The following is a 26,142-nucleotide window of genomic DNA, read 5'->3' as shown; positions in this document are numbered from 1 at the left end:
ACGGCTTCGAGCTCACCTTCTGCGCACCCTCCCCGGGCTGACGCGATCAGTTGCGAACGCCAGTGGATCACGCGTTCGCGACGCACCGTAGAAGGCTCGCCGCGAACGTCAAGGACGGAATCATTCGGGGAACTAAAATGGCCGGCCGCGGCGCCTGCCGGCTGCTCTACACCGGCTCAGGCACCCAGGGCGCGATCGATGCGACGGCGGCGCAATACGGCGCCAGCCCGGACCAGGCGGCCGCGGTGGTCAACGCCGCCCGCGCCAACTTCTGCACCCAGGCACCGGGCTAAGCGCGAAGAGCTCACCCACCGCTCGATGGTGCCACGGGTTGGCATAACGGGTTGGCGGATATGGCTCCTCCTCACTGGCCGTGTACGTCGAGTCCGTGCGCGGCGGCGAAGGCAAGCGCCTGCTCGATGTCGATCCGGGCGCCGCGCACCGACGCGGTGGTCCACAGTGACGGGTCGACGCGGGCGCCGCGCAGGTCGGCCTCCTCGAGTCGGCAGTCCTGTGTGCGGGCCCCGCGCAGATCTGCGCCGCGCAGCACCGCCTTGCGCAGATCGGCCTTCACCAGGCTAGTCTCGCTGAGCCTGCAGTCGGTCAGGTCGACGCCGCGCAGGTCGCATTCGCCGAGCACCGCCAGCGTGAAGTCGACCTCGGTGAACGTCACCGGACGCAGCCGGCATTCGACGAAGACCGAGCCGAGCATACTGCAGTGGCGAAACACGCTGTGCCACAGCATGCTCCGTCGAAAGACGCAATTGCGGAAAGCGGATCCGACGTGCTCGGACTCGACGAAGTCCACGCCGCTGAAGTCGCACTCGTCGAACACCACGCGTTCGGTGCGCAGCCGCGTCAAATCCTCGTCGCGGAAGTCGTGTCCTACGAATTCCTGCTCAGTCCAGACGGTTTCGGCGTCGGCCACGGATCAGGTGGGCACCGACGGAAGCATGTTCAACGCGTATTCGGTGACCGCGATCAGCGCGGCGGTCGACGAGTGGCGGTCGCGGGCGTCGACGGTGATGATCGGGATGCCCTCGGAAAGCGCCAGTGCCTTGCGCACCTCCTGCGTGGGATACCTTGGTGCGTCGTCGAATTCGTTGATCGCGATCAGGAACGGCATGCTGCGGGCCTCGAAGAAGTCGACGGCGGCGAAGCTGTCCTGCAGGCGGCGGGTGTCGACGAGGATGATGGCCCCGATGGCGCCGCGGACCAGGTCGTCCCACATGAACCAGAACCGGCGCTGACCCGGGGTGCCGAACAGATACAGCACCAGATCCTCTTCCAGCGTGATGCGGCCGAAGTCCATCGCGACGGTGGTGGTGCGCTTGTCCGGTGTGGCCTCCAGCCCGTCGAGGCCTTCCGAGGCGTTGGTCACCAGCGCCTCGGTGCGCAGCGGCATGATCTCCGAGACCGCGCCGACGAACGTCGTCTTGCCGACGCCGAAGCCGCCGGAGATGACGATTTTCGTCGACGCCTTGCGGTTATGGGTATTCACCTGTGGACCCTCAGAGTGCGCGTAAGCCACGGAGGGTCCTTCCTATCAGTTCACGTCGCTCGTCGACGCTGGAGTCATCGCTCAACGTGGTGCGCACCCGCAGATGTCCCGACGTCACCAGATCGCCGATCAGCACGCGGGCCACACCGACCGGTAACGATAGTCGAGCCGCGATCTCTGCGACCGAAGGGCTGCTCTCACACAACGCGCAAATCTGTGCTCGCACATCAGTTCCCGGCCACCGCTGCGGTTTGTCCGAGACGATGGCTTCGATCGGTGCCTCCAACGGCAGGTTGACCCGCGAGTCCGTCCGCCCGGCCGTCAGCGTGTACGGCCGTACCAGGCTCGGCTGATCTGCGGAGGGAGACTCGAGTTCGTCCATGGGTCATTCAGGAGACTTGCGGCGTCCGTCGTGCCGATTGGATGACGCTGCCGACCCGTTCGACGAGCATGGCCATCTCGTAGCCGATCTGGCCGATATCGCATCCGGTGGTCGCCAACGTGGCGAGGTTGGAGCCGTCTCCGACGCGCATCAGCAATAGGTAGCCGTTTTGCATCTCGACGACGGACTGCAGCACGTGGCCGCCGTTGAACAGCTGCGACGCACCGGTCGACAGGCTGGCCAGCCCCGACGCCACGGCGGCGAGTTGGTCGGCGCGTTCGATGGGCATGTGCTCACTGGCGGCCATCAGAAGACCGTCCGCGGACACCAGAACGGCGTGCGTGACACCGGATACTTCGCGGGCGAACTTTGAGACCAGCCAGTCGAGCGAATCGCGCTGCGTCGAACGTGGCGGATGGGTCATACGTTATCGGTTCCTCTGGTCTCTCGAGTGTCGTCTCGAGCGTGTGACCGCGCGGCGTGAACTGCACTGAAGTGGCTGCTCATGCTCGCCCGCACGGCTTCGGGGTCTCGTGCCGGAATCGCCTCGGCGCCAGCAGCGAACTCGGCCGACTCTACCTTCTCGTCGAAGTCGAAGCTGCGGTGCGCGCCTCCGTTGGCGTAGCCACGGGCGGCGCCGCGCTGCCCGGTGGGCACCGCCGCCCCCGGCACCAGTCGGGCGCCAGGGTCGCGGACGGGCAGGCCGTGCTCGGTGTGCGACACCACGGGCGCCGCTTCGGCGGCCTCGGCCGCCTCCCAGCCGTGGTCCCAGACGAACTTCCAGTCCAGGGCGCTGCTGTTGGCGATTTGGGTGGGATCGATCAGCCACTCCGACAGCATCTTCTGGTAGATCGCGTCGTCGGCGCCCGCCGTCGGCGACGGGGCCTTGGCGCCGGGCAGCAGCGGTTCGGGCTCGGGCTCCGGCTCGGATTGCGGCTCGGGTTCGGGCTTGTGCACCCCGTTGCTGACGGCCTGCGCGCGGGATGCGAAGAACGCCGAGGTGTTCGCCGGAGCTTGCCGCTGCGGCAGCGGCTCGGGTTCGGCCTCCGGCTCCGCGTCGCCCTCGGGCCGAGCGTCAGGTGCGGCGTCGAACTCCGGCTCCAGTTCTTGTTCGCGCCCGGCTTCAGCCTGTTCGGCCTCGGACACGGCCTCGGACACGGCCTCGGGCTCGGGTCGGTCGTCGTCGACGGACAACGACGATCCCGCGATGCCGCTGGCGCCCGGGTTGCGTTGCGGCAGCAATGTCACCGGGACTTCGGAGTGTCCGTTGAGCTGGTCCACCCCGACTTCGTCGCCATATTCGGATTCGCGGCCGTAGTCGCCCGCCTCGTCGAGGGCGCGGGTGGTCGCGATGCCCGCCTCCGCGTCGGCGACAACGCCCTGCTCGCCGGTCTCCAGCTGCTCGTGCTTGCCACGCACGATCAGTTCGGCCGGCACGTACACCCCGGCCGTCGTGCCCGAATTCGGTTCTCCGGCAATGGTGCTGCGCAGCCGCACCACCAGCCCGTGCTGCTGGGCCAGCCGACCGACCACGAACAGGCCCATGTGCCGCGCGGTGTAGGGGGTCACCTCGCCGCCGGACTGCAGCCGCGTATTCGCCACCCGCAGATCGGATTCGGTCATGCCCAGGCCGATGTCGCTGACCTCGATGACCAGACCGCCATTGCCTGTGTGCACGCCCGACACCCGCACCTGCGAGATCGGCGGCGAGTAGCGCAGCGCGTTGTCCAACAGTTCGGCGAGCAGATGCACGAGGTCGCCGGCGACCGATCCGACGATCTCGCTGTCGGGCACCGTCGCGGTCACCACACGGGTGTAGTCCTCGACCTCGGAGGCCGCGGCGTTGATGATCGTCGAAACCGCCACGGGTTCGGCTTGTTCGCGGGGCACCTTCGCGCCGGCGAGCACCATCAGGTTGGCCCCGTTACGGCGCATCCGGGCGGCGAGGTGGTCCAACTTGAACAAGCTCTCCAGCCGGTCGGGGTCCTCCTCGTTGCGCTCCAACCGGTCGATGAGGGACAGCTGTTGATCGACCAGCGATCGGCTGCGCCGCGACAACGTCTCGAACATGTCGGCCTGCTGCAGCTGCAGTCGGCTCTGCTCGCCGGCCAGCAGGACTGCCTGCTCGTGCAGTTCGTCGACGGCGTGGGCGACCTGGCCGACTTCCTCGCTGGTATACACCGGGATCGGCTTCACCGGGCCGGGCTCCTTGCCCGCGCGCACGCGCTCGATTTCGCGGGCCAGATCCTCGTGCGCCACCCGCAGCGCGGTGTCGCGCAGCTTGCGCAACGGCTGCACCAGCGACCGGGCCACCAACGCGACGAGCAGCAGCACCACGGCGATGGCGCCCAGCACGATCGCCGAGTCGCGGATCGCTTCGGTGCGCGCGGTCGCCGCCTCGTCCTGGACCGCCCCCGTCACCGCCGGCACGGTGCGCTCGATCATCTTGGCCGCGATCTGATCGCTGGCCTGCAGCGACGCCGTCAGCTGCGGATTGTTGACGATCGGGACCGTCGGGTTGGAGATGATCGCGGTACGACGGACGTATTCGTCCTGCAGCTGCTTGGCCTCCGGCGAGCCGATGCCCAGCACCTGGCTCATGCCGAACAGCGTCGACGGTTCGGTACCGGCCAGCGTGATCATCCGGGTGCGCTGTTCGGGCTCGGGCAGCTCGCCGCCCTGGTTGACCAGCAGCTGCTCCATCATCATCTGGCCGCGGGCGCCGACCGCGCGGGTCAGGCCCTGCGTCTCGGCGCGGATGCGCTCGTTGCTCACGCGGACCGAACCGGTGATGGCGTCCTCGGAGGTCAACAGGATCGGCGCGTAGAGGGTCACGCGGTCGACCAGGGCGATGGAGTTGGACGTGACCTTGTCCATCAGCGCCTGGCCGTTTTGCAGCATGCTCGTCACGCCCGCCTGCACATCGGGCGGCACGTCGGCGGTGTCGTTGATTCGACGCTGCAACTCGGCGCGGCTGGAGTCGAACGCGCTGATCGCCGATTGGGCGTCGCCGCCGGCGGGCAGCGCCAACATCGCGCCGTTGAGCGCGTTCATATAGCTAACGATTGCCGGCACCAGTTCGACGCGGTCGGCCGCGCGCTGTAGCTCGCGGGCCTCCACGGCATTGGAGTAGATGCGCAGTCCGCCGAAGGCGCCGGCCAAAATCAGCGGCACCAAGACGATCGCGAACACCTTCCAGCGAACCGGCCAATTCTTCAGCGACCACCTGGAGGGGCGTTTCGCGGGGGCGGGCGCCTCGACGTTGTCGTCGGTCACCGTCCCGTCCAGCGAATCTTGCTGCGAGAACGTGGTCATATCAGTCCGACCGCGTAACTGGCAGTTGGCACGTTTCTTCCAAATAGAGCGAGGTTCATAACGCTTCCTGCTGACTTTGCCCGACTGCGGGCTGGCGTTGTCCGCCTGGCAATTTGTCGAGTATGCCAGTAGCACGCAGTCGTTTCCACAATTCTTACTGAACAGACAGAGTCCAAGAGCTCTGCCAGAGACCTCTTAGTCGCGGACCGAGCAAACGCCGATCGGTGGTTCGGAGACCGCCGATGGGCGGCGTGACGGGGGCGCGCGGCGGTAAGTTTCCGGCGTGCGATTCGAAACGAGAAGCGAGGGCGATCGCCTCATCGAGGCGTGGGCATTTCTGACGACCGAGGAGGCCCAGTACCTCTACGGGTCGTTGTCCTACTACTTCGACGACGAGAAGGACCCCGACTGGCACTGCCACGTGGGCCGCAGCGGCGGGTGCGAACTCACCATCGCGATCGTCGACTAGCGGAGACGGCCTTGTTCAACGTGTTGTTCTTCTCGCCCCGGATCGCGCCCAACACCGGCAACGCGATTCGCATGGTCGCGGCGACGGGCTGCGAACTGCATCTGGTCGAGCCGCTCGGGTTCGAGTTGTCCGAACCGAAGTTGCGCCGCGCAGGGCTGGACTATCACGACCTCGCGTCGGTGACCGTGCATCCGAACCTGCCCGCGGCGTGGGAGGCCATCGGGCCGACGCGGGTCTACGCGTTCACCGCGCAGGCGACGACCTCGTTCACCGACATCGCGTATCAGCCGGGCGATGTGTTGATGTTCGGCCCCGAGCCGACCGGCCTGGCCACCGACACGCTGGCCGACCCGCACATCACCGCGCAGGTGCGCATCCCGATGTTGGCCGGCAGGCGCTCACTGAATCTGTCGAATGCCGCCGCGGTCGCAGCGTACGAGGCGTGGCGCCAGCACGGCTTCACCGGAGCGGTGTGATCACCACGTGTTCCAGTGCGTCACCTGCTCGGCGGGCAGACGCTTGGCGGGCCGGAAGTCGGTGCCCTTGGTGTAGGCGATCGGGAACAGGCCGCCCTGGCTGTACTTCTCGAACGGGATGCCGAGGACGTCGGCGGCCAGCTTCTCGCCCTTGCCGACGAGATGCAGCGTCGTCCACGCCGAGCCGAGGCCACGCGAGCGCAGCGCCAACATGAAGCTCCACGCGGCGGGCAGCAGCGAGCCCCAGAACCCGGCGCTCTCACCGGCGGGCACACCGTCCGGGCGGCCCTCCAGGCACGGGATCAGCATGACCGGCACCTCATGCAGATGCTCGTTGAGGTGCTTCGCGGACTCGGTGACCAGCGGCCGCCGTTCGTCGCGCATGTCACCGAACTCGGGCTTGGGTGCGTCGAGATACGGCGTGGCGTTGTGCCGGTAGATGTCGGCGATGGCCTTCTTCTTTTCGGGGTCATCGACGAAGACCCACTGCCAGCCCTGGGCGTTGGACCCCGTCGGCGCCTGCAACGCCAACTCCAGACACTCGAGAAGCACCTCCCGCGGCACCGGCTTTTCCAGGTCAAGGCGCTTGCGCACCGAGCGGGTGGTGGTCAGAAGTTCATCGACGGAGAGGTTAAGGGTCACGACGCGAGACTACATTCGGACAAATGACAGCCGATCTCACGCAAGAGGTTTCCAGCAGACTCCAAGCCGACCACTACGCGTGGCTGACCACCGTGGCCAAATCGGGCCAACCGGTTCCGCGACTGGTGTGGTTCTACCTCGACGGCACCGACGTCATCGTGTACTCGATGCCGAATGCCGCCAAGATCCGCCACATCGACAACCACCCACATGTCAGCCTCAACCTTGACTCCGACGGCAACGGTGGCGGCGTCGTCGCCATCGGCGGCAGCGCCGTCGTCGACGAGGTTGGTGTCGACCCGCGCGAGGATGCGGCGTTCTGGCAGAAGTATCAATCCGACGCCGAACAGTTCGGGCTGACCGAGGCAATCGCCAACTACAACACCCGCTTGCGGATCGGCATCGAAAAGGTCTGGACCACCCCGCCCGAACCCGAAGCCTGACACTCTGTTTCGTCGGCGAGATCCCTCTACATCTCCGGCGAGACCCCTCCACTTCTTCGGCGAGCGGGCGTGTCTGCAGGCGACACGCCGGTGAAATTCCCTACTTTGCGCACGCTCGTCGAGAGGCCGTGCGATTGATGTCTATGCGGGCGTTCGGGTGTAAGGGATCGGCATTTGGTTGCGAGCGTGAGGCAGTGCGAGGCGAGCGAGCGCCAGTTCCCCGCGCCCGTTGGTGCTAGTTTACCGCGAGCGTGCGGAAACTCGGCTTTCTACACGGCGTGTCGGCTGCAGACACGCACGCTCGCCGGAGCTAGCGGAAATCCCTGCTGCGCGAGGCGATTCGCATATCGAGCTTGCTGAGCCGCTCGGCGACGACGGTGACCGCACCGGTGGCGTTCTGCACCTGCCCCCGGATCACCAGCGCCGACGCCGTCTGCGCCAGCTTGCGCTGCCGGTTCCACACCCCTGGTGAGCACAAGATGTTGACCATGCCGGTCTCATCCTCGATGTTGATGAACGTCACGCCCTGCGCCGTCGCGGGACGCTGGCGATGGGTCACCGCCCCGGCGACCAGCACCCGCGATCCGTCCGGCACCGACAGCAGCCGATCAGCGGTGATGACCCCCATCGCGTCGAGGTCGGCCCGCAGGAACTGGGTGGGATAGCTGTCCGTCGAAATGCCGGTCGCCCAGACGTCGGAGGCCGCCAACTCCAAGTCGGTCATGCCGGGCAGGACGGGAACGTGGGACGACGCCCCCACTCCCGGCAGTCGGTCCGGCCGCTGCGTCGCGGCCGCGCCCGCGGCCCACAGCCCTTCGCGGCGAGTGATCCCGAAGCAGCCCAGCGCGCCCGCCGTCGCCAACGCCTCGGTCTGCGGCACCGAAAGCTGCACCCGCCCGGTCAGGTCGAGCAGAGACGTGAAGGGACCGTTCGCTTTTCGCTCCTCGACGATCCGCTCGGCCAGCTCGTCGCCGATGTGGCGGACGCTGCCGAGCCCCAGCCGCACCTCGGTGCCCGCATTCTCCAGGGTGGCGTGCGCCAGGCTGGCGTTGACGTCGGGGCCGTGCACGGTGACCCCGTGTCGACGGGCATCGGCCACCAACGTCTGCGGCGAATAGAAACCCATCGGCTGGGCACGCAGCAGCGCGGCGCAGAACGCGGCGGGGTGGTGCAATTTGAACCACGACGAGTAGAACACCAGCGAGGCGAACGACAGCGAATGGCTTTCGGGGAAACCGAAGTTGGCGAATGCCTCCAGCTTCTCGTAGATCCGGTCGGCCACGTCGCCGGTGATGCCGTGCCGTTCGCGCATACCGTCGTAGAACCGGTCGCGCAGCCGTCGCATCCGCTCGGTCGACCGCTTGGACCCCATTGCCCGGCGCAACTGGTCGGCCTCGGCGGCGGTGAAGCCGGCGCAGTCGACGGCGATCTGCATGAGCTGCTCCTGAAACAGCGGCACACCCAATGTCTTTCGCAGCGCAGGCTCCATCGACGGGTGCTCGTAGGTGACGGGCTCCTCGCCGTTGCGCCGTTTGATGTAGGGGTGCACCGATCCGCCTTGGATCGGCCCCGGCCGGATCAGCGCCACCTCGACGACCAGGTCGTAGAACACCCGCGGCTTCAGCCGCGGCAGCGTGGCCATCTGCGCACGGGACTCCACCTGAAACACTCCGACGGAGTCCGCCTTCTGCAGCATTTCGTAGACGGCGGACTCGGACAGGTCGAGCTTGGCCAAGTCGACCTCGATGCCCTTGTGCTCGCGCACCAGGTCGATGCAATAGTGCAATGCCGACAGCATACCGAGGCCGAGCATGTCGAACTTCACCAAACCGATTGCCGCACAGTCATCTTTGTCCCACTGCAGCACACTGCGGTTTTCCATCCGCGCCCACTCCACCGGGCACACGTCGGCGATCGGCCGATCGCAGATCACCATGCCCCCGGAGTGGATGCCCATGTGCCGCGGCAGGTTGGAGATCTGCGTGGCCAACTCGATCACCTGCTCCGGCACGTCCTCGACGTGTGTGGCCTCGGTCAGGTTGCCCCACTGGCCGATCTGCTTGCTCCACGCGTCCTGCTGCCCCTGGGAGAACCCCAGCGCACGGGCCATGTCACGCACCGCGCTGCGCCCGCGGTAAGTGATGACGTTGGCGACCTGGGCGGCGTAGTCACGGCCATAGCGGTCGTAGACATACTGAATGGCCTTCTCCCGCAGGTCCGATTCGATGTCGATGTCGATATCGGGTGGGCCGTCCCTTGCCGGGGAGAGAAACCGCTCGAACAGCAATTCGTTGGCCACCGGGTCGACGTTGGTGACACCGAGCGCATAGCAGACCGCCGAGTTGGCCGCCGATCCCCTGCCCTGGGCCAGAATGCCGTTCTCCTTGCAGAACCGGGTGATGTCGTGCACCACCAGGAAGTAGCCCGGAAAGTTCAGTTCGGCAATGATTTTCAGCTCATGCTCGATCTGGTCGTACGCCCGCCGTGCCCGCTCGGGCGGGCCGTAGCGGTCACGAGCGCCCATCATGACCAGATGCCGCAGCCAGCTGTTCTCGGTGTGCCCCTCCGGCACGTCGAACGGCGGCAACTGCGGCGCGATCAGCGCCAACTCGAAGGCGCACTGTTCGCCGAGTTCGGCCGCGGCCGTCACCACCTCGGGGCAGTGGGCGAACACCTGCGCCATCTCCTCCCCCGACCGGAGATGCGAACCGCACAGCGGGGCAAGGTAACCCGCCGCTTCGTCGATCGAGTTGCGGGCCCGGATCGCGCCCATGGCCATCGCGAGCCGACCGCGGGAGGGCTCGGCGAAATGGGCTGCGGTGGTGGCGACGACGCCGACGCCGAACCGCGGCGCCAGTTGCGCCAGCGCGGCGTTGCGCTCATCGTCGAGCGGATGCCCGTGGTGGGTGAGCTCGATGCTGACCCGATCCTTGCCGAACCGATCCACCAGATCGGCCAGCGCCTTCTCCGCGGCTTTCGGCCCGCCGTCGGTAAGCGCTTGGCGGACATGCCCTTTGCGGCATCCGGTCAGGATGTGCCAGTGTCCACCCGCCGCCTCGGTCAACGCGTCGTAGTCGTAGCGCAGGACGCCTTTTTCGCCGCCGGCGAGATGCGCCAACGCCAGCTGACGCGACAACCGTCGATATCCCTCGGGCCCACGGGCGAGCACCAGCAGATGCGGTCCGGAAGGGTCGGGCACCTCGGTGCGGTCGCCGCCGCCGAGGGACAACTCGGCACCGAACACCGTCTGCACGCCGAGTTCCTTGGCTGCTTCGGCGAAGCGCACCACGCCATAGAACCCGTCGTGGTCGGTCAGCGCGATCGCGCGCAGCCCCAGTCGCGCGGCCTCCTCGACGAGTTCCTCCGGCGTGCTGGCTCCGTCGAGAAAGCTGTACGCCGAGTGCGCGTGCAACTCGGCATACGGCACCAACGACGCAGGCCGCTGCACATCCAGCGGCTGGTAGCTCCCCCGCTTGCGGGACCAGGCCGGACTGTCGCCGCCATCGCCGATCTGCTCGTCGATGGGCCAGCCCGCGCGGCGCGGCTTACCGTGGAGCACCCGCTCCATCTCTGTCCAGCTCGGCGGCCCGGTGTGCCAGCCCATGGCGACAGTCTATCGAACAGTTGTTCGAGTCGAACAGCTGGACGAGTATCCCCGCTGCCAACCGTGCCCCCTGCCTCTACGATGCCTTTGGCCAAGATCAACCGAGATCACCCCGGAGCAGCCCGGCAGGCCCGGAAAGGAATGCAATGGCGTCAACGAAGTACATCGGCTATCTCGGGGGCGCCGCAGTCGCCGCGGGCGTCGGAGCGGCCATTGCGGTCGCGGGTGCGGCAACGGCCAGCGCCGACACCACCGAGGACGGCGTCAAGTCCGAACCCGCCAAGCACGAGACCAAAACCGACCGGCCGAAGCCGCTGGAGAAGCTGACCCGCCACCTCGGCCACGCCGCCGATCAGGTAACCAAAGCCGCTTCGTCGCACCGGAATTCGTCGACCGACAAGCAAACAGCCAAGTCAAACGACGCCAACGTCTCGGCCACCCAGATCACCGTCCGCAAGCCCAAGCTGACGCCCCAGGAGTTCGAGGCCCAGCAGGTCGAGCGGCTCAAGCGCCTGTTCCAACCACGCGAATCCGCCGCGCCGACCGCCGCCACGACGAACAACGACAACGACGTTGTCGTGCAGGCCGAGCCGAACACCGGTCTTCCCAACCCCTTCGGGGCCACCGATCATGAGCCCGTCGGCATACCCACCCCGGTGGTGCAGATCAGGGATCAGCTTTCCGACGCTGCGCCGAAGGACCTGAAGCCCTTCGTCCGCGAAGGCGTCGAGCAGGCCTATCGGGGCACGCAGATGGTGCCCTGGGTCAACGCGATCGTTCCGATCAGCAAGATCGTTCCCAAGCTGGGCGATGCCCTCGGAGGCGACCTGGACGCACGGCAGATCATCGTCAACGAACTGATCAAGACGACGCCGCCGGGCTCATTCCTGTACTACGGCTACGACATCGTCGCCGACCTGACCAATCAGGAGGATCCGGCAAGAAAGCTCAAAGAGGGCGCCTTCAGCACCGCGTGGAACTTCCTCGACCCACTCGGGCTCCTGCACGATCCGGAGAAAGGGCTGTCGGGCATCGAGGGCGACCGCCCGCCCGGCATCGGCAACTCCCTGGGCGCCTGACGTCCGCTAGCGGGGTCGCGCCACGATCGTCGGCGTCTTGACCGCGTGCACGACCGCGGTGCTGACCGAGCCGAGCAGCATACCGGCGAACCCGCCCCGGCCATGGCTGCCGACGACGACCAACTGCGCGTCCTTCGCATTCTCGATGAGCTGTCGAGCCGGCGCGTCGCTGACGACGAGACGGTGCACTTTGACGTCGGGATAGCGCTCCTTGAAACCGGCGAGGGATTCGGCAAGCGCGCGATGGGCTTCCTCTTCCAGCCGCTCGATGTCCAGGCCGGGCAACTCGTACATGCTCGTGATGTCGCGCCAGGCATGCAGGGCGACCAGGTCGACGCCGCGACGCGACGCCTCGTCGAACGCGATCTCGGTGGCCGACAGCGACACCGGTGAGCCGTCGATGCCAACGAGGACAGGCGCATCCGGCGCGACCTCGGACGCATCGTCGTGGATGACCGCGACCGCGCAATGCGCATGATGCACAAGACCGGTGCTGACCGAGCCCATCAGCAGCCGGCTGAAGGCTCCCAGACCCCGTGAGCCGACGACGATCAGATCGGCGTCCTTCGACAGGTCCACCAGCGAGGCGACGGCTCCGCCGTGCACCACCGAGCTGTGCACCATCGGAGGGCCCGCCTCGGAGGAGGCTTCTGCGACGATGCCGCGGGCCTCGTCGAGCACGCGCACGGCTTCGTCTTGCTGCCACCTGAAGAAGTCGCCGGCCGCGGCGAATTCCATTGACCCGGCGGCCGGAACGATGGGAACAACGACGTGCACCAACGTCAGTGGCTGGTTGTGCAAGGCCGCAGTGTGGGTCGCCCACTTGATGGCGGCCTGTGAGGCGGCAGAGCCGTCGACCCCGACCAGAATGCCCCGATGAACTACTGACTCAGACATAACACCAACATATGACCGACGGAGCCGCCCGGCTGAGGCCTTTGGTCACCTGTTCGGGTGGACCAGACGCCTCCGGCTCACGTCAATTGGGTCACGTCGAGTTGGTCGCGCGGCACGACCATCATCGGCACGTCGAGCACCCGCAGCATCTTCGCGGCGGTGGAACCGAGGAACAGCCGCCTCGGCGCGCTGAGCCGGCTGGAGCCCACCATGATGAGATCGCCGTCGCGCCAATCGAGCTTGGCGACCGCATCTTCGACCGAGTTTCCTTCGACGACGGTCGAGGTGACCGGAATCTTCTCGGGCAGCTCGGCTTTCGCGGCTTCGAGGGTGCGCTGCGCATGATCGAGGGCGCGTTGCCGGACGGCCTCGGCGTCGCCGCGGAGCTGCCCGAAGACCGGGTCGAGCGCCACCAGCGACACCAGCCGCAACGGCGTGCCCGCCGCTTTGCTGAACCGTACCGCGGTGCGCAGCAACAGATCCGCCCCTGCCCGCTCGCCGATCGCACACGTCACTTCGCGGATCCGCTCGACGTCGGAGTGACGGCTGCCGCGCGGCGCCACTGTAACGGGCACCGGCGATGAGTGCAGCAGCTCGTTGACCACCGACCCGAGCGTGAACGATGCCGCCAACCCGCCACCGGAGCCGCCGACGACGATGCCGTCGGCCTCCAGGCGCGCGACCTCTTGGATCAGCCCCTCGGAGAACGACTCACAGAAGGTGACGTGGCTGGTCGAGACGATGTCGTCGGGCACCGACGCCTCGCTCAGCCACTGCTTGGCCTGCTGTGCCAGCAGGTCCTCGTAGTCGCCGACCGTCAACCGTGCCGGCACGGCGCGGTCGGGCGGCAGGACCATACAAAGATCCAACTCGGCGCCCAGGGTCCGGGCCAGCCGAACCCCGAGAGCCACCGCGTCTGCGCCACCGGGGGTGGCCAGGTAACCGACGACCAGCCTCATGGTGGACATCCTCTACTACCGCGGGCGGCTCAGTCGGCGTATTCGACGACCCCGTCGTCAAGTACCAGCCGCGCGTTCGATCCGTCCGGGTTGGACGCCTCGGTCCGGTAGACGCCGCGGCCCGGTTCGGTGCGCCAGATCGAGGTGGTCAGCGTCTCGCCCGGGAACACCGGCGAAGTGAAGCGCGCGCCGATCGCGGTCACCTTCGTCGCGTCACCGCCGCCGAGTTCTTTGACCAGCGCGCGCCCGGCCACCCCGTAGGTGCACAGTCCGTGCAGGATCGGTTTCGGGAAACCGGCCATCTCCTTTGCGAACCACGGATCGCTGTGCAGCGGGTTGCGATCACCCGACAGCCGGTAGATCAACGCCTGGTCCTCGCGAGTGGGTAACGCGATGCGCGCGTCGGGCTCGCGGTCGGGAATCTCGGGTGCCGGGGGACGCTGGCCGGGCTGGCCGCCGAAGCCGCCTTCACCGCGAATCACCGCCGTGGCCATCGTTTCGGCGACCACCGCGCCGGTGTCGGGATTCGTGCCGGTCGCCTTGAGCATGACGACGGCGTTCTTGCCCTCACCCTTGTCCTGAATGTCGGCGACCTCACCGACCACGCTGAGCTTGCCCGCAGGAGGCAGCGGTTCGAACAGCCGGATCTGCTGCGAGCCGTGCAGCAGCATCGCGAAGTTGAAGGTGCCGATCTTGCCCGCGGCGGCGAAGCCCGTGCACGCGATGACGGCGAAAGTGGGAAGCACCTGTTGCGCAATGCCGTGGCTGTTCTCGGTGGTGAAGGCGAGATCCTCGGTGCCCGCACCGACGCCCAGCGCGTAGAGCAGCGTGTCTCGGTCGGTCCACTCGTAGATGTACGGATCGGTTTTCGCGCCTATCGCATTCGGGTCGATCGGCATTGGCACTCCCTTCGGTCTGCTCGGACGATATCGGTCGCAGCGTCTGCGCGATTGAGGACCACATCTCGATCTCGGCCGACCGATCACGTCACACCCCGTTGACGTGGGTCGGGTCACGGACGAACATGACCGCATGCACTATGTCGTTACCGGCGGTACCGGGTTTATTGGTCGCCGAGTGGTCTCCCAACTCGTGGCACGATCCCCCGACGCCGAGGTGTGGGTGCTGGTGCGCCGCGCGTCGCTGAGTAGATTCGAGCGCCTGGCAGACGACCACGACTGGGGTGATCGCGTTAAAGCCCTCGTCGGCGATCTCACCGCCGACAACCTCGGCCTTCCCGACGCGGCGATCGCGGAGTTGAGACCCGTCGGGCATGTGGTGCACTGCGCGGCGATCTACGACATCACCGCCGCCGAGCGCCTGCAGCGGGCCGCCAACGTGGAGGGCACGCGGGCAGTGATCGCGCTGGCGCGCCGGCTCGACGCGACGCTGCACCATGTGTCGTCGATCGCGGTCGCGGGCACCTATCGCGGCGAGTACACCGAAGACGACTTCGACGTCGGGCAGGACTTGCCGTCGCCCTATCACCAGACCAAGTTCGAGGCCGAGCTGCTGGTGCGCTCCGAGCCCGGTCTGCGCTACCGGGTCTACCGTCCTGCCGTGGTGGTCGGCGATTCGCGCACCGGCGAGATGGACAAGGTCGACGGCCCGTACTACTTCTTCGGCATCCTGGCCAAACTTGCTGTGCTGCCACGATTTACGCCGGTGCTGCTGCCCGACACCGGCCGCACCAACATCGTTCCGGTCGACTACGTCGTCGACGCGCTGACCGAGTTGATGCACGCCGACGGCCGCGACGGACAGACCTTCCACCTCACCGCACCCGAGAACATCGGGCTGCGCGGCATCTACCGGGGGATCGCGAAAGCGGCGGGCCTGCCACCGCTACGCGGCTCGCTGCCGCGCGGCACCGCCACACCGTTTCTCCGGGTGACCGGGCGAGCGAGGGTCTTGCGCAACATGGCGGTGACGCAGTTGGGCATCCCGGCCGAGATCCTCGACGTCGTCGATTTGATGCCGACATTCACCGCCGACAACACCCGCGAAGCCCTGCGCGGCGCCGGGATTGACGTACCGGAGTTTGCGTCGTACGCGCCCAAGCTGTGGCGGTATTGGGCAGAACATCTCGACCCCGATCGCGCCCGCCGCGACGACCCCGCCGGGCCGCTGGTGGGCAAGCACGTGATCATCACCGGAGCGTCGAGCGGGATCGGCCGCGCCTCGGCGATCGCGGTGGCCGAACGCGGCGCGACGGTATTTGCGTTGGCGCGCAACGGCGAAGCGCTCGACGAGTTGGTGGCCGAGATCCGCGCCGCCGGTGGTCGGGCCTACGCGTTCGCGTGCGATGTCACCGACAGCACCTCGGTCGAACACACCGTCAAGGACATTCTCGGCCGGTTCGACCACGTCGACTATCTCGTCAACAACGCCGGACGCTCGATCCGCCGCTCGGTGACCGCGTCGACCGATCGGCTGCACGACTACGAACGGGTGATGGCGGTCAACTACTTCGGCGCTGTGCGGATGGTGCTGGCGTTGCTGCCGCATTGGCGCGAACGGCGGTTCGGGCACGTCGTCAACGTGTCGAGCGCCGGAGTGCAGGCGCGCAATCCGAAGTACAGCTCATATCTGCCGTCGAAGGCGGCGCTGGACGCGTTCGCCGACGTGGTGGCGTCCGAGACGCTTTCCGACCACATCACGTTCACGACCATCCACATGCCGCTGGTGCGCACGCCGATGATCGTGCCGTCGCGGCGGCTCAACCCGGTGCCCGCGATCAGCGCCGAGCACGCCGCGGCGATGGTGGTGCGCGGCCTGATCGAGAAGCCGGTGCGGATCGACACCCCGCTGGGCACGCTGGCCGACGCCGGCCACTACTTCACGCCGAAGCTCTCGCGGCGGGTTTTGCACCAGTTCTACCTGGGCTATCCCGACTCGCCGGCGGCCAGAGGCGTCGAGTCGGAGCCGCCTTCACGTCCGCCGTCACGGCGACCCCGACGCCCGGCTCGGACGGTGCCGCGGGTGCGAATGCCCCGGCCGGTCAAGCGCGCGGTGCGGTTGGTCCCGGGGGTGCACTGGTAGCCCCAGTATGGTTATCTCCGTGCCGCAGCCGGTGTTCGTCGACGTCGATACGGGTGTGGACGACGCGATGGCGTTGGTGTACCTGTTCGGCAGCCCGGACCTCGAGTTGGTGGGGATCGCCAGCACCGCGGGAAATGTTCCCGTGCAACAGGTTTGCCAGAACAACCTCGGCCTGCTCGAGCTGTGCCGCATCGAGGAGGTGCCGGTGTCGAAGGGTGCCGAGCAGCCGGTCAGCTCACCGCTGCGCACCGCCGAGGACACCCATGGGCCGCAGGGTCTGGGCTATGCCACGTTACCGCGCACCAACCGCGAGCTGACCCCCTACGACGCAGCGCAGGCCTGGATCAAAGCGGCACACGCGCATCCCGGCGAGCTGATCGCGGTGGCCACGGGCCCGTTGACGAACCTGGCGCTGGCCATGCGCGAGGAACCGGCGCTGCCAACGCTGATGCGGCGGCTGGTGATCATGGGCGGCGCCTTCGAGTACCGCGGCAACACCACGCCCGTCGCCGAATGGAACATCAGCGTTGACCCCGAGGCCGCCCAGGAGGTCTTCAGCTCATGGCCCGCGGCGTGGGGTTCCGACCGGCCGCGGTACCTGCCGATCGTGCTGGGCCTCAACCTGACCGAGCACATCGCGATGACCCCCGCGCTGCTGGGACGCCTTGCCGCGGAAGCAGACTCGCCGACGCTGCCAATGAGCGAACGCGACGAGCGCGGCACCAGATCGAGCGCGACCAACCCGTTGATCCGGGTTCTCGAAGACGCCATGCGGTTCTACTTCGAATTCCATTTCGACCAGAACGAGGGCTATCTCGCACACCTGCACGATCCCCTGGCCGCCGCTGTGGCCCTCGACCCGGGCATCGTCGCGACCAGGCCGGCGACCGTCGACGTCGAATTGACCGGCACGCTGACCCGCGGCATGACGATCGCCGACTGGCCGGGGCGTTGGGGACGAGAACCCAACGCACTCATCGGCATAGACGTCGATCCGGAGGCCTTCTTCGACCGGTTCATCGAACGTGTGGGCGGTTTCGCGCGCACGCTGGCATGACGCGCAGGCATGACGCGCAGGCGTGACGCGCTTCGTGCGCGCTTCGTCCGCATTCGTCCGCGCTTCGTGCGCGAAACGGCATCTACGCAGCGGAAATGCGAGAAGCGGCCTGCTGGTATGCCGTTTCGCGGGTCAATGCCGGGCGTAGGCGGTTGAATGGTCGCATCGCGATACGGGATGTGATGGTGGGAGACGCGCCATGCGCACGCTGTGGCAACGACCTGGCCCGTCAGCGGGTCCGCCGTCCGATCCGGCCGAAATCGCTGATCGGGCGCTGCACCGCCGCGCCATCGAGGCGGTGATCTGGGGTATGCCCGCGGTCAACTTCGAGTTGATGCGGCGCCAGATGGTCAAGCTGGGTGGGGCGCCCAACCAGGTGGTCTTCTGGTCACAACCGGCCACCTGGAAGAACCAGACGCTGACGCCGAACCCCGACACGATCTACTTCATGCCGTTCTTCGACACCGCCGATGTCGGTCCGGTGGTGCTGGAGATTCCGCCTGCCGACACCGGCGCCATCGTCGGGTCGGTCGACGACTGCTGGCAGACGGCGATCGCTGACGTCGGGGTGGCCGGCGTCGACAATGGAGCCGGCGGCAGGTACGTGATCCTGCCGCCCGACCACACCGACGCCGTCCCCGCCGGCTACATCCCGTTGCCGTTGTCGACCTATCAGTCCTTTGCCGTGCTGCGCTCGAACTACCGAAACGCCACCGCGGACGACATCGCCGATGCCGTCGCATACGGCAAACGCGTTCGGGTTTACCCGCTTTCGACTGCGGACCGGCCACCGGAAACGGTGTTCATCGACGCGAAGGACATTCTCTTCGATGCGACGATCCCGTATGACGCCCGGTTTTTCGACCCACTGAACAAGATCGTGCAGACCGAGCCATGGCTGGCGCGCGACAAGGCGATGATCGACCGGCTGAAAACCATTGGCATCGAAAAGGGCAGGCCGTTCGTCACGACCGACAAGACCCGCCGGATCCTCACGCTGGCTGCCCACGAGGTGCGCGCCTGGCTGAGCAATCGCCTTGAGACGTCGTACTTTCCGCCGCCCTATTTCGTCGGCGGGCATTGGCATGTGCCGGCCTCTCCCGACGTGCTCAAGGGCTTGGCGACCGATTTCGCCGACCCGGACGGCTATCCGGTCGATGACCGGGCGGTCGCCTTTTCGATGGTGTTCTTCAGCCCTAAGAAGTTCGGCTCAGGGCAGTTCTACTTGATGACACTCAAGGACGGCAAGGGCAACAGGCTCGACGGGGGCAGCACATATCGTCTGCGGGTACCCGCATCCGTTCCGGTCAGGCAGTACTGGTCGGCCACCGCCTACGACGGCGAGACGCACGCGCTGATCCGCGAGACACCGTGGGCAAGCCGGTCGTCGACGACACCTGGCCTTGCAACCAACCCGAACGGCTCGGTCGACATCTGTTTCGGCCCGGTGGCTCCGGCCGGCGCAGAATCGAATTGGATTCCGACCAAGGCGTGCACCTCTTTTGAAGTGATCTTCCGATTCTTCGGCCCGGAACAGGCGCTCTTCGACAAGACCTGGAAACTGCCCGAGATCGAAAGAATCGACGCGCATGCCGCCGATGCCGACTGACTACTCGTAAATGCCCTCCAGATACCACCGCCGCTGGCGGTAACACAGCAGCAGCGCCTGCCCCGCGCCGCCGTCGCGCCGGCCCCGCTCATCGACATCGAGAAGCACCTGCGCCCGCGCGGTGCGCCCGGCCTTACGGGCAGGATCCCACCACCGCTCGTCGACCGGCCACGGCCCCGTCCACCACGACAACGTGCCGGTACGCCCCGGCGCGACCAGCCGAGCCGGTTCGGCGGAGAACAGTCCCCGACTGGTCACCCGCACCGGATTGCCTTCGGCGTCAAGCACTTCGACCGGATCGTCGCACAGCACGGTCGGCGACGGCTCGGGCAGTTGCCCCGGCCACGGCTGCTTCGGGTCGGCCTGCGGCACCGGTTCATCCCCCAACGGGGTCAACGTGATGCGTTCGGCAGGCCCGCGCCCACCGCTGAGCACCGGCACCCGGACGGCCTCCGGCCCGAGCAGGCCCTGCACCCGTACCAGCGCGCGACGGGCACGCAGCCGGTCCTCCTCTCCGATGCCGCCCCAGAGCGGCAGTTGCAACGCCTCGGCCGACACCACTTCCACCGGATGCAGGCGCAGAACGGTGATCGGCGCGGTCGGCCGGTCGTTCGGATTGCGGCGATTCAGCCAGCCGTCCAGCTGCCAGCGCACCCGGTCGGCGGTGGCGTCCTCGGTCAGCGGCTCGGCGCACCGCCAAACCCGGCTCAGCTCTTCACCATTCGCGGTGACCGCGTGGATGGCCAGCCGAGTGCAGCCCACCCCCGACGCCTCCAGACTGCGATGCAGTTCACTGGCCAGTGAGCGGCCTGCGAATGCCGCGGCGTCCACCCGGTCGATCGGCGGGTCGCAGTCCATCGCCGCGTCCAGCTCCGGCGGCGGTTCCCGGCCTGAGGGTCCACGGCTCGGCTCCGCGCGGGCAAAGCGATGCGCTGCGACCGCGTCGGCTCCGAACCGGGAGGCCACATCGGTGCGGGACAGGGCTGCGAATTGCCCGATATTGCGGATTCCCATGCGCCACAACAAATCAGCCAAGTCTTCACGGCCGGGAGCGGCCAGGCTGGGTTCGGTGGCCAGCTGCCGGATGGACAGCGCGGACAAGAACACCGCATCCTTGCCGGGTTCGATGATCCGCCCCGCTCGCGCCGCGAACACCGCCGTGGCCAGCTGATCGGCGATGCCCACCTGACATTCGGCTCCTGCCGCCGCCACGGCGTCGACCAGCCGCTCGGCGGCGGCCTGCTCGGACCCGAAGTAGCGGGCGGCGCCGCGGACCGGCAACACCAGCAAGCCGGGCCGCAACACCTCGGCGCGCGGCACCAGATCGTCGACGGCGGCCGTCACATTTTCGAAGTGCCGGGCATCGCGCGCGGGATCGGCCGTGACGACGTGCAGCTGCGGGCACCTGGCCTGAGCCTCGCGGCGCCGCAGCCCTCGCCGCACCCCGGCTGCGCGCGCGGACGCCGAACACGCGATGACCCGGTTGGCCAGCGTGACGGCCACCGGAGCCGTCGGGGCCAGATCGGCTGCGGCCGCTGCGGCTACCGCGGGCCAGTCCATGCACCAGATGGCCAGCACCCGCGATGAGCGGTTTGCGGCATCAGAATCCGACGCGCTCATTCGCCTACCGCATGCACCGATCCAAAGGTTCGCCCCCTAGCCCGCGTGGCCAGCCGAACCCGGCTGATCCGGCCACACCCCGAAATGGGCCTGCCCCCGCTTCCGCCCGTCACCTCGTAGCCGCTGACCCTGGCCTCCAGCCGAGCCGATGCGCCCTGCCAGTCGCCACCAGTGACCAGCAGCGTGCAGCCCTTCTGGCGGGCGCGGGCCACCACCGCCCTGGCGCGGGTCGCGGGCACCGTCCGCCCGCCAAGGCCGAGCACCACCAGGTCCATGCCGTCCATCAGTACGGCGGCCACCTCGACGGGATCGGCCCCCGGTTCCGGTATGACAGCCAGCCGGCTCAGGTCGGCGCCCATCTCTGCGGCGGCAAGCAGGCCGACGTCGGGCTGGCCGACAATGGCGGCATGCCCGCCCTCCGCCGTCACCGCGGCCACCATGCTCAAGGGCAGTGACCTGGCCCCCGACAGCACAGCCACCGTCCCGCGCGGCAACCCGGTCGGCAGGAATTTCGACGGCGGCAGCAAACTCTCCGACTCGGGCAGGACCTCGGTGGGCGGCAAGTCGCCCCGGCGACCGGGCCCGACCTTGCCCGATATGGCCGCCATCTTGCGGCGCAGGTGTTCTACCTGTTCAGCGCGGTTATGCCGACGCCCGTCCAGGCTCATCGCAGTCGTCACAACAGCACCTTCTACCTCACCCGAATCATCGTTCATTCGAAACTTTGTTCGATACGACGAGTAAACACCCGCCCACCGACACCGTCAAGCGTCGGCAGCGCTGGAGCGAACCCCCTGCGCGAACCCTGACCTGTTCGCCCGTCGCTTATTCGCTGGGGCGGTCTTCGCATTTCGGATAAGGTTTCAATGGACGAGCCGCATGCTCGCGGTTCATTGCCCGTCGGGGGAAGATAGGAACAACATGACGACACGTCGTTCGGCTCGACGAATCCCGGCCATCGCCGGAGCCGCGGCCCTCATCGCCATCGTCGGGCTTTCCGCCTGTGCCCGGGAAGAGGAAGAAGCTCCCGAGACCACGACGACGACGACCACCACGACCACCACGACGACCACGACGACGCCACCGCCGGCCGAGCCGACCGAGAAGGCGCCTCGCATCGATCCCGGCGGGCCGAACCCGTTCTCGCCGGACGTCAAGGCTCCGCCGGCTCCGACGGCTGAGCCCGGCGACAACTAGCCACCGCGGTGCCCGGTTGGCGAACCTGGACCGGGCACCGACTGCTGGCGTTGATTGCGGCAGCGGGGGTGCTGCTGGTCCTTGCCTCGGATCTGCGGATCGCGCCGGTCGACAAGCCGACGTTCATCGGCGGACCGTTCGCGTTATTGCTGCGCGCCTCAACGGATCTCGGCCCGTCACGTCGCGATGACACCCAGCTGACCGTCGCGCTGCGCGACACGTCGCCACCGGACCGGTTGCTAGGGTGGGCCCGCGGCCGAGGCCTGTCAGTGCGATGGCGGCCAGGAGACAACTGGGCCGTCCTCGAAGGCGAAGCCGAAAAGGTGGGCTCCGCATTCGATGTCGAGGTGCACGACTATCGCGGCCAGCGCGGTCAGTTGTTCTACGCCTCCCCGCAGCAGCCGCGGGTGCCTGAGGAACTCCGCGACGAGGTGCTCGAGCTAGGCCGAATCCTCAGTTACACACCCCATCACATGTCCAAGACGTGGATGCTGCCCCTAGATGTGCCCGACCAGGGCTTGCAACCCAGCGCGCTGTTGAACACCTATAACGTCAGTAACCTTGCGGCGCAGGGGTTTACCGGGAAAGGCCAAACCATCGTCATCTTCGCGTTCGACGGCTACGACCAGGCCGACCTCGACGCCTTCGCGACCGCGTTCCAGCTGCCCAAGTTCACGCCGACGTTGATCGGCGGACAGCCGTCGGCGCCCCGCGGCGAGACGACGATGGACCTCGAGGTGGCCCATGCCGTCGCGCCCGACGCCCGCAAAGTCGTCATCAACGCCCGCCCCACAGTGGAAGGTGACGGCGCCTACGAGAAGATCGCGCAGATGCTGGAGTCGGCGGATCAGCAGTTCCCCGGTGCGGTGTGGAGTTTCTCGATCGGTTGGGGCTGCGACAAGCTGATCACCGCTGCGGATCTGGCACCCGTGCGGTCCGCGATCGCGGCCGCGCACGCCAACGGCACAACGGCTTTCAACGCCAGCGGGGATCTCGCCGGCCTGGAATGCAAGGGCGGTGACGACTGGTCGTCTCCGCCGAGTGACGCCGACATCGGGCTGGACTCCGTGGCCTCGCTGCCGGAGATCACCGACGTCGGCGGCACCACATTGTCGACCGACGCCCGAGGCGTGTGGCAGTCCGAGCAGGCCTGGTTCGACGTGCCGCTGTCGCTGGGCAGCGGTGGCGGGGTGTCGAACCTGTTCGATCGCCCGGACTGGCAGCGCTCGGTGATGCCGGATCAGAACCAGGACCGCAGGCTCACCCCGGACGTGGCCGCGGTCGCCGACCAGTTCACCGGGATCAGGATCGTCTTCAACGGCAAGCAATTGGTGGGCGGCGGAACGTCGCAGTCGGCGCCGCTGTGGGCGGGGCTGGCGGCGGTGATGAACCAGTACCTGATCGCCAACGGCGGACGGCCGCTGGGGGATCTGAATCCGCTGCTGTACAAGGTCGCCGAAGGGTCGCGGCTGCCGGGCTTTCGCGATGTGACCCTCGGCGGAAACGCGGTCGCTGACGCCGCGCCCGGCTACGACCTGGTGACCGGTTTGGGAACCCCTGACGTCGACAACCTCGTCCAGAATATTCTGGTGCTGCAGAAGGTGACCACGTGACGACCGGAGCCGACCAGGGCATCCCCACCACGATGGAGTGCCGAGTCTGCCAAACCGACGTTCCCGCAGGCGAATTCTGTGGGCTGTGCGGTGACTTCCTGACCGAACGCCGCGGCAACGGGCCGTCCTGGTTGCGGTTGCGCGCATACGGTGCCGCACCCAACGAGCACCTATTGGTGCCTGCGCTGGCCAGCTCGCTGTTCCCGCATCTGCCGCACCGGTCCCGCACATCGTTTCGGGTGGTGCTGATTCTGGTCCTGCTCGCGTTGGCGATTTTTGCAACGCTGCGTATGCCTGCGGCGTTGATCACGGTGTCCGCGTTGGGTCTGCCGCTGTTGTTCCTGCTGTACATGCGTGAAACCGACGCGCAACGCGACCTACCAGCACGCACACTGCTTTTCACCGGCGGCTTGGGCATCGCACTCGGTGTGACGTTCGTGTTGTTGACCGGCGCGATGGTGGCACGCTCCTACGGTGTGCCGCTCGGCACCGGGATCGCGGCAGGCCGCATCCTGCGCGAGGGATTGGGTGTCCCGGTGGCAGGCATGCTCATCATGCTGCTGCCGGCGATAGTGGTGCGCTTCACCTCACCGTCGACGACGCGAGAATCGTTGGACGGGTTCACGATCGGGGCGCTCGGCGCGTTGACGTTCACAGCCGCCGCCACCATCACGCGGCTGGCTCCGCAGTTCGCGACGGGCATGATCGCCCGCAGCCGCCCGGTGCCTTCCCTCATCGTCGAGGCAGGCATCCGCGGGATAGCGGTGCCGCTGACGGCGGCTGCGGTCGGCGGGCTCATCGGCGCGGCGCTGTGGTTCACCCGTCCGCCGAGCAAAGCACACCAGCATCCCGGGTACGTGCGGGCCGCGCTGGCGGGCTTCGCCGCGGCCGTCGTCGGCGTCTACGCCCTCCTCGGAATCATCGACGTGACCCATATTCCGCAGTGGCTGCAACTCATCATTCATCTCACGGTTGCGATGGTGGCCCTGCTGTTGCTACGGCTCGGCCTGCATCTGGCGCTGCTGCATGAGGAGCACGACGAAATCCAATCCGAAGAGCCACTGCTGTGCACGCACTGCAATCACGTGGTCCCCGACATGGCGTTCTGTCCCGCGTGCGGTGTGGCCACCAGGGCCGCGTCGCGGTCGTCACGGCGGCAGCGGCGTGAAGCCCGGCCGGCGGCACGCACACCCGGCGAGCCGACCACCGACGAGACACACCCCGGATATTCGACGACCCCCGGAACCTATGACGCGCAACCTGTTCGGCGGACCTCGCTGGCACGGCTGCTGCGTACCTGGGGCGCCGGCATAGTCGTGGTGGCGGTCGCCCTGGTGGCGTTGTCCGTGTACATCCACAAGCCCCCGGCACGCTACGTGTGCCCGCCGGACTGCGGGCATCCACCGACGGGCGAGCCCGTTGCTGTCAATCCCCGCTTCACCGCGCCCGACGGCTCCTTCTCCGTGTCGTATCCCGCCGAGGGTTCGGCCTACAAGATCACGACGAGCCCCACCGGGGTGCGCGCCGACTTCCTCGGCGGCGACGGCGGCACGATGCAGTTGATGAGCCGCCCCGCCAACGGGCGGTCGCCGGAGGAGATCGCCAAAAGCCTTGTCACAGAAACCTTCCCGGACACCAAGACCGCCTATGAGATCCCCAACGCGATGGTTGGGTACATGCCCGGATACGGCTTGGTCGCCGACTGCTGGCCGCAGGGCGCCAACAGCAACTACATGCGAATGCGGGTGATGGTGCTGGTGGCGGTGAAGAACGACCTGGCGCTCATCGCCGCCGCCGTCGGCCCGTTCCGGCAGTTCGGCCCGGACTTCGGGCTCGGCAAGCCGTCAGGCGCCAACCTGCAACTGGCCCTCGACATGGGCAAGTACGTCAACAGCTTCAGCTGGCGCGGCGACCCACCGCGCTAACCTTCGTTCCGTACCACCCGCGAGCAGACACTAGTGCCCGCAAAACCCCAGGCGATTTCAGGCAGTGGATGCAACAGCGGGTGGTTTTGGCGGGTTTGAGAGTAGCTCGTCGAGGACTTCAGCGGGTTTCTTCCAGCCGAGGGTTTTGCGGGGTCGGGTGTTGAGTTGGGCGGCAACGTAGTCGAGGTAGTCGGCCGGGAACACTGATAGGTCGGTGCCTTTAGCAAAGTATTGGCGCAGCAGCCCGTTGGTGTTCTCGTTACTGCCGCGTTGCCATGGCGAGTGCGGATCGCAGAAGTAGATATCGAGCTC

At 67.4% G+C, this 26,142-nt stretch carries 24 protein-coding genes; 11 read left to right on the top strand and 13 right to left on the bottom strand.

The features are described from left to right. Nucleotides 1–62 precede the first annotated feature (62 nt). Entirely contained in the window at nucleotides 63–293 is a 231-nt protein-coding gene (locus tag CQY20_RS34155; RefSeq protein ID WP_174814676.1) for a DUF732 domain-containing protein, read from the top strand. Between the two features lie 71 nt (nucleotides 294–364). Here the strand turns inward: CQY20_RS34155 and CQY20_RS07425 are convergent, their stop codons facing one another. From CQY20_RS07425 to CQY20_RS07405, 5 genes are read right to left on the bottom strand one after another with little or no spacing between them, the layout of a single operon-like run. After that, nucleotides 365–928 (bottom strand): pentapeptide repeat-containing protein, encoded by a 564-nt coding sequence (locus CQY20_RS07425; RefSeq protein ID WP_097939437.1) that lies wholly within the window; start codon nucleotides 926–928, stop codon nucleotides 365–367. 3 nt (nucleotides 929–931) lie between these two features. Further along, complete coding sequence (locus CQY20_RS07420) at nucleotides 932–1,531, bottom strand: GTP-binding protein (protein WP_371871016.1); 600 nt, start codon at nucleotides 1,529–1,531, stop codon at nucleotides 932–934. After that, nucleotides 1,512–1,883, bottom strand: a complete 372-nt coding sequence (locus tag CQY20_RS07415) for a DUF742 domain-containing protein (RefSeq protein ID WP_097939436.1) — start codon at nucleotides 1,881–1,883, stop codon at nucleotides 1,512–1,514. Before CQY20_RS07415 ends, CQY20_RS07420 begins: the two co-directional genes overlap by 20 nt. 7 nt (nucleotides 1,884–1,890) lie before the next feature. Then, entirely contained in the window at nucleotides 1,891–2,307 is a 417-nt protein-coding gene (locus CQY20_RS07410; RefSeq protein WP_097939435.1) for a roadblock/LC7 domain-containing protein, read from the bottom strand. Continuing rightward, nucleotides 2,304–5,198 (bottom strand): HAMP domain-containing sensor histidine kinase, encoded by a 2,895-nt coding sequence (locus tag CQY20_RS07405; protein ID WP_097939434.1) that lies wholly within the window; start codon nucleotides 5,196–5,198, stop codon nucleotides 2,304–2,306. The genes CQY20_RS07410 and CQY20_RS07405 overlap by 4 nt, the downstream gene beginning before the upstream one ends. Nucleotides 5,199–5,481: 283 nt before the next feature. Between CQY20_RS07405 and CQY20_RS07400 the strand changes: the two genes are divergently transcribed. Both CQY20_RS07400 and CQY20_RS07395 read left to right on the top strand, forming a co-directional pair. Then, nucleotides 5,482–5,667, top strand: coding sequence for a hypothetical protein (locus CQY20_RS07400; RefSeq protein WP_097939433.1), 186 nt, complete (start codon nucleotides 5,482–5,484; stop codon nucleotides 5,665–5,667). Between the two features lie 11 nt (nucleotides 5,668–5,678). Further along, nucleotides 5,679–6,143 carry a tRNA (cytidine(34)-2'-O)-methyltransferase gene (locus CQY20_RS07395; protein ID WP_097939432.1) on the top strand — a complete coding sequence of 155 codons (465 nt, stop codon included), beginning with the start codon at nucleotides 5,679–5,681 and terminating at the stop codon, nucleotides 6,141–6,143. On the opposite strand, the gene CQY20_RS07390 is transcribed toward CQY20_RS07395, so the two are convergent. Further along, nucleotides 6,144–6,785: a nitroreductase family protein gene (locus CQY20_RS07390; RefSeq protein WP_097939431.1), complete on the bottom strand. Its 642-nt coding sequence runs from the start codon at nucleotides 6,783–6,785 to the stop codon at nucleotides 6,144–6,146. It lies immediately after the preceding gene. Between the two features lie 23 nt (nucleotides 6,786–6,808). On the opposite strand from CQY20_RS07390, the gene CQY20_RS07385 reads away from it, so the two are divergent. After that, entirely contained in the window at nucleotides 6,809–7,228 is a 420-nt protein-coding gene (locus CQY20_RS07385) for a TIGR03667 family PPOX class F420-dependent oxidoreductase (RefSeq protein WP_097939430.1), read from the top strand. Nucleotides 7,229–7,538: 310 nt separating this feature from the next. Here CQY20_RS07385 and CQY20_RS07380 read toward each other — a convergent pair whose 3' ends face one another. Further along, nucleotides 7,539–10,832 (bottom strand): error-prone DNA polymerase, encoded by a 3,294-nt coding sequence (locus CQY20_RS07380; RefSeq protein ID WP_097939429.1) that lies wholly within the window; start codon nucleotides 10,830–10,832, stop codon nucleotides 7,539–7,541. 146 nt (nucleotides 10,833–10,978) lie between these two features. Between CQY20_RS07380 and CQY20_RS07375 the strand changes: the two genes are divergently transcribed. Further along, nucleotides 10,979–11,911: a hypothetical protein gene (locus CQY20_RS07375; protein WP_097939428.1), complete on the top strand. Its 933-nt coding sequence runs from the start codon at nucleotides 10,979–10,981 to the stop codon at nucleotides 11,909–11,911. A gap of 6 nt (nucleotides 11,912–11,917) precedes the next feature. Here CQY20_RS07375 and CQY20_RS07370 read toward each other — a convergent pair whose 3' ends face one another. The 3 genes from CQY20_RS07370 to CQY20_RS07360 form a co-directional block, all read right to left on the bottom strand. Then, entirely contained in the window at nucleotides 11,918–12,808 is an 891-nt protein-coding gene (locus CQY20_RS07370) for a universal stress protein (RefSeq protein WP_097939427.1), read from the bottom strand. A gap of 77 nt (nucleotides 12,809–12,885) precedes the next feature. Beyond that, the gene (locus CQY20_RS07365; protein ID WP_097939513.1) at nucleotides 12,886–13,767 is read right to left on the bottom strand and encodes a universal stress protein; all 882 of its coding nucleotides are present in this window, start codon (nucleotides 13,765–13,767) and stop codon (nucleotides 12,886–12,888) included. Between the two features lie 29 nt (nucleotides 13,768–13,796). Next, on the bottom strand, nucleotides 13,797–14,666 hold the full coding sequence (locus CQY20_RS07360) for a MaoC/PaaZ C-terminal domain-containing protein (protein ID WP_097939426.1): 870 nt from the start codon (nucleotides 14,664–14,666) through the stop codon (nucleotides 13,797–13,799). 133 nt (nucleotides 14,667–14,799) lie between these two features. Between CQY20_RS07360 and CQY20_RS07355 the strand changes: the two genes are divergently transcribed. The 3 genes from CQY20_RS07355 to CQY20_RS07345 all read left to right on the top strand — a co-directional run bounded on the left by CQY20_RS07355 (nucleotide 14,800) and on the right by CQY20_RS07345 (nucleotide 19,475). After that, complete coding sequence (locus tag CQY20_RS07355; protein ID WP_097939512.1) at nucleotides 14,800–16,809, top strand: SDR family oxidoreductase; 2,010 nt, start codon at nucleotides 14,800–14,802, stop codon at nucleotides 16,807–16,809. A 19-nt stretch (nucleotides 16,810–16,828) separates the two neighbouring features. Then, nucleotides 16,829–17,866, top strand: a complete 1,038-nt coding sequence (locus CQY20_RS07350) for a nucleoside hydrolase (protein ID WP_163700805.1) — start codon at nucleotides 16,829–16,831, stop codon at nucleotides 17,864–17,866. Nucleotides 17,867–18,065: 199 nt separating this feature from the next. Then, a complete protein-coding gene (locus CQY20_RS07345) occupies nucleotides 18,066–19,475 on the top strand; it encodes a DUF1214 domain-containing protein (RefSeq protein ID WP_097939424.1) in 1,410 nt (469 codons plus the stop codon). Here CQY20_RS07345 and CQY20_RS07340 read toward each other — a convergent pair whose 3' ends face one another. Together CQY20_RS07340 and CQY20_RS07335 are read right to left on the bottom strand one after the other, a co-directional pair. Next, nucleotides 19,476–21,095, bottom strand: coding sequence for a DNA polymerase Y family protein (locus CQY20_RS07340; protein ID WP_097939423.1), 1,620 nt, complete (start codon nucleotides 21,093–21,095; stop codon nucleotides 19,476–19,478). Then, nucleotides 21,092–21,775 carry a DnaE2-dependent mutagenesis accessory factor ImuA' gene (locus CQY20_RS07335; protein WP_371871017.1) on the bottom strand — a complete coding sequence of 228 codons (684 nt, stop codon included), beginning with the start codon at nucleotides 21,773–21,775 and terminating at the stop codon, nucleotides 21,092–21,094. The genes CQY20_RS07340 and CQY20_RS07335 overlap by 4 nt, the downstream gene beginning before the upstream one ends. 241 nt (nucleotides 21,776–22,016) lie before the next feature. On the opposite strand from CQY20_RS07335, the gene CQY20_RS07330 reads away from it, so the two are divergent. Genes CQY20_RS07330 through CQY20_RS07320 form a run of 3 tightly spaced genes read left to right on the top strand, consistent with a single transcriptional unit; the run spans nucleotide 22,017 to nucleotide 25,830 of the window. Continuing rightward, nucleotides 22,017–22,292: a hypothetical protein gene (locus tag CQY20_RS07330; protein ID WP_097939422.1), complete on the top strand. Its 276-nt coding sequence runs from the start codon at nucleotides 22,017–22,019 to the stop codon at nucleotides 22,290–22,292. Between the two features lie 8 nt (nucleotides 22,293–22,300). Next, the gene (locus CQY20_RS07325) at nucleotides 22,301–23,905 is read left to right on the top strand and encodes a S53 family peptidase (RefSeq protein ID WP_371871018.1); all 1,605 of its coding nucleotides are present in this window, start codon (nucleotides 22,301–22,303) and stop codon (nucleotides 23,903–23,905) included. Continuing rightward, nucleotides 23,902–25,830, top strand: coding sequence for a zinc ribbon domain-containing protein (locus tag CQY20_RS07320; RefSeq protein ID WP_443093923.1), 1,929 nt, complete (start codon nucleotides 23,902–23,904; stop codon nucleotides 25,828–25,830). Before CQY20_RS07325 ends, CQY20_RS07320 begins: the two co-directional genes overlap by 4 nt. A gap of 57 nt (nucleotides 25,831–25,887) precedes the next feature. Here CQY20_RS07320 and CQY20_RS07315 read toward each other — a convergent pair. Next, nucleotides 25,888–26,142 (bottom strand): IS30 family transposase (locus CQY20_RS07315; RefSeq protein WP_109789712.1); only part of this gene is annotated, 255 nt, incomplete at its 5' end.

The sequence above is a fragment of the Mycolicibacterium agri genome (assembly GCF_002553505.1).
GTDB classification, from domain to species: Bacteria; Actinomycetota; Actinomycetes; order Mycobacteriales; family Mycobacteriaceae; genus Mycobacterium; species Mycobacterium agri.
Note: the sequence above shows the minus strand (reverse complement) of the source record. Positions and strands in the feature narration are given on the sequence as shown.

Coding starts and splice junctions, on each gene's coding strand:
- CQY20_RS07360 (WP_097939426.1), bottom strand. CDS start 14,666: ATGCCGATCGACCCGAATGCGATAGGCGCGAAAACCGATCCGTACATC.
- CQY20_RS07355 (WP_097939512.1), top strand. CDS start 14,800: ATGCACTATGTCGTTACCGGCGGTACCGGGTTTATTGGTCGCCGAGTG.
- CQY20_RS07375 (WP_097939428.1), top strand. CDS start 10,979: ATGGCGTCAACGAAGTACATCGGCTATCTCGGGGGCGCCGCAGTCGCC.
- CQY20_RS07385 (WP_097939430.1), top strand. CDS start 6,809: ATGACAGCCGATCTCACGCAAGAGGTTTCCAGCAGACTCCAAGCCGAC.
- CQY20_RS07410 (WP_097939435.1), bottom strand. CDS start 2,307: ATGACCCATCCGCCACGTTCGACGCAGCGCGATTCGCTCGACTGGCTG.
- CQY20_RS07370 (WP_097939427.1), bottom strand. CDS start 12,808: ATGTCTGAGTCAGTAGTTCATCGGGGCATTCTGGTCGGGGTCGACGGC.
- CQY20_RS07365 (WP_097939513.1), bottom strand. CDS start 13,767: ATGAGGCTGGTCGTCGGTTACCTGGCCACCCCCGGTGGCGCAGACGCG.
- CQY20_RS07340 (WP_097939423.1), bottom strand. CDS start 21,095: ATGAGCGCGTCGGATTCTGATGCCGCAAACCGCTCATCGCGGGTGCTG.
- CQY20_RS07345 (WP_097939424.1), top strand. CDS start 18,066: ATGCGCACGCTGTGGCAACGACCTGGCCCGTCAGCGGGTCCGCCGTCC.
- CQY20_RS07405 (WP_097939434.1), bottom strand. CDS start 5,198: ATGACCACGTTCTCGCAGCAAGATTCGCTGGACGGGACGGTGACCGAC.
- CQY20_RS07380 (WP_097939429.1), bottom strand. CDS start 10,832: ATGGGCTGGCACACCGGGCCGCCGAGCTGGACAGAGATGGAGCGGGTG.
- CQY20_RS07415 (WP_097939436.1), bottom strand. CDS start 1,883: ATGGACGAACTCGAGTCTCCCTCCGCAGATCAGCCGAGCCTGGTACGG.
- CQY20_RS07330 (WP_097939422.1), top strand. CDS start 22,017: ATGACGACACGTCGTTCGGCTCGACGAATCCCGGCCATCGCCGGAGCC.